3 protein-coding genes and 1 pseudogene are annotated in these 1,346 nt (G+C 62.8%); 1 reads left to right on the forward strand and 3 read right to left on the reverse strand.

Annotation, left to right across the window (positions count from 1 at the left end):
* Positions 1 to 454: 454 nt before the first annotated feature.
* On the reverse strand, positions 455 to 646 hold the full coding sequence (locus AC1DY5_RS55890) for a hypothetical protein (RefSeq protein ID WP_478122746.1): 192 nt from the start codon (positions 644 to 646) through the stop codon (positions 455 to 457).
* Complete coding sequence (locus AC1DY5_RS55895; RefSeq protein ID WP_478122747.1) at positions 576 to 968, reverse strand: winged helix-turn-helix domain-containing protein; 393 nt, start codon at positions 966 to 968, stop codon at positions 576 to 578. The genes AC1DY5_RS55890 and AC1DY5_RS55895 overlap by 71 nt, the downstream gene beginning before the upstream one ends.
* On the opposite strand from AC1DY5_RS55895, the gene AC1DY5_RS55900 reads away from it, so the two are divergent.
* On the forward strand, positions 852 to 1,103 hold the full coding sequence (locus AC1DY5_RS55900; protein WP_478122748.1) for a hypothetical protein: 252 nt from the start codon (positions 852 to 854) through the stop codon (positions 1,101 to 1,103). The genes AC1DY5_RS55895 and AC1DY5_RS55900 overlap by 117 nt on opposite strands.
* Positions 1,104 to 1,108: 5 nt before the next feature.
* Here AC1DY5_RS55900 and AC1DY5_RS55905 read toward each other — a convergent pair.
* A pseudogene (locus AC1DY5_RS55905) lies at positions 1,109 to 1,346 on the reverse strand (NmrA family transcriptional regulator); the annotation flags it as partial.

A 1,346-nucleotide genomic window follows, 5' to 3' on the forward strand; every position in this document is an offset into this window, starting at 1 on the left:
GATGTAAGTCATCAAATGTCTCCAAATATTGTGTAATGATTTACACCGCATTTTGGTCGCCTTGAGTACCCCCATCAATAGTTTGTGCCCATCGCAATGGTCCCCATGACGCGTCGATGTCGGACCCGAGGCTCGAACGTCCCGGGCAACTAGGCGCGCTCCAGTTTCCGGCGCTGCTCGTTCAGCACTCGCGCAAGTTCGCGCAGCACGGCCTAGCGGCGCGGTCGCGCGGCACGTCGGGAGCTAAGAGGCCAAGCCGGGCGCAGGCCGGGCGGCTTAGCGCGGAGCGCGCGATTGCTCGTACGGCATGCTCTGCGCGTCGGCTACGCGCTCTAAAGTTTCGTTTACCTCCGGGGCCAAGAAGAGTGACACCTCAGCGCGCAATCACCGGCATTGATTTGCGCATCGAGCTCCCTGGCCAAAAAGGATTGCGCAGCGATATGACCTCGCGCTCTCAAGGCCGGCCCACCCAGCGCTGGTTGACGAACACTGTGTCGCCCAGGTCGGCCTGGGTGAAGGTGAAAACGAACCACTGGTTGGGGTTCGCCTTGCCGCCCGGGGTGGTGGCAAGGAAGTCATTGTCGTTGGCGACGTAGAGCGAGTGCTTGACGAGGCCGTCGACAACCACGTCCTCGCCGAAGGCCATGCCTTCGATCTTCGCGGGAATCTGCTCGGGCGTGAGGCCTGCGGCGGTGAGCTTGGCAGAGATGTCCAGGAACAGCGTCTTGCTCACAGCCTTGGGCAGAAGCGCCGCCTCGCCACTCTGCGGCGCGCGGCCACTCGTAGGCATAGCCCACGCCGTAGACTGAGCGGATCGGGTCGCGGCCGTTCGTGTCGTTCATCAGCTTGCGATGGAGGTTCCGCACGTGGCTGTCGACTGCTCGGTCGGTGATGAAGCGGCCGTCGCCGTGGTCCAGGACCTGATCGCGCGAGAATACCCGCCCCGGATGCGCGGCCAGGGCGCGCAACCAGCGGAACTCCGCGGCGAGCGCCGGGACGGTCATCAACGTGGCAGCACCCTTGTGCAGTTTGCGCCGACTGATTTCTTGATCATGTTCCTAGACGCCAATGAGTCCAAAAGCTGTGAAAGTGCGACGACGTGAGGTCGTCAAGCGCGCGCGATCAGGCCTTGCAGAACCGTATCCAGGGACACGGTGCCTTTGCGGGTGCTGGATGCGTCACCTTCGAAGTTGATCCACCCTTCGTTGAAGCCGTCCAGCATCTGGGCGCGCGGCACAGGGTTCTTCATCCCCTGCGACTTGAACAGTGATTCCCAGGTGGCCCGCGGCACGACGTCCATCCGCACGTCACGACCTAACACACGAGAAAACGCCGCGGCCACGTCG

This window comes from Variovorax sp. P4_D9 (assembly GCF_056401695.1).

What these genes read in the sequence shown, in the direction of transcription:
- AC1DY5_RS55890 (WP_478122746.1), bottom strand. Translation starts at nt 646, where the DNA reads ATGGCCTTCGGCGAGGACGTGGTTGTCGACGGCCTCGTCAAGCACTCG.
- AC1DY5_RS55900 (WP_478122748.1), top strand. Translation starts at nt 852, where the DNA reads ATGGAGGTTCCGCACGTGGCTGTCGACTGCTCGGTCGGTGATGAAGCG.